The following is a 294-nucleotide window of genomic DNA, read 5'->3' as shown; positions in this document are numbered from 1 at the left end:
TTTAGGTCTTTGTGACCGCGCTGCCGTAGAGTACCAGGCGACGATTGACGAGGCGACCGAGGAGCTCATGGCATGAGCAGTACCCGTCCCGAGAGCGACAACGAGTTGGCGGGGGTCACGTCGCTCGCAGATGCGATTCGAACGGACGAACCCGAGGACACTCGCTCATGCCCCCACGAGACGTGTGAGGGATCACTATCGGTGCGGGATGACGACACGGTGTACTGTACGGCGTGTCGCTGTACGCCCGATGGGGTGTATCTCCCGCCCGAAGGGTACCCCTCACGCGGTCCA

Annotated in this window: 1 protein-coding gene; it reads left to right on the top strand. The window is 62.6% G+C overall.

Annotated features, from left to right (window positions below; all coding sequences use genetic code 11):
• Positions 1-72: 72 nt before the first annotated feature.
• Positions 73-294 (top strand): hypothetical protein (locus EXE42_RS19665; RefSeq protein WP_206750733.1); only part of this gene is annotated, 222 nt, incomplete at its 3' end.

It is taken from the genome of Halorubrum sp. SP3 (genome assembly GCF_005435195.1).
Lineage (GTDB): Archaea > Halobacteriota > Halobacteria > Halobacteriales > Haloferacaceae > Halorubrum > Halorubrum sodomense.
This window is presented reverse-complemented; position numbering and strand designations above follow the sequence as displayed.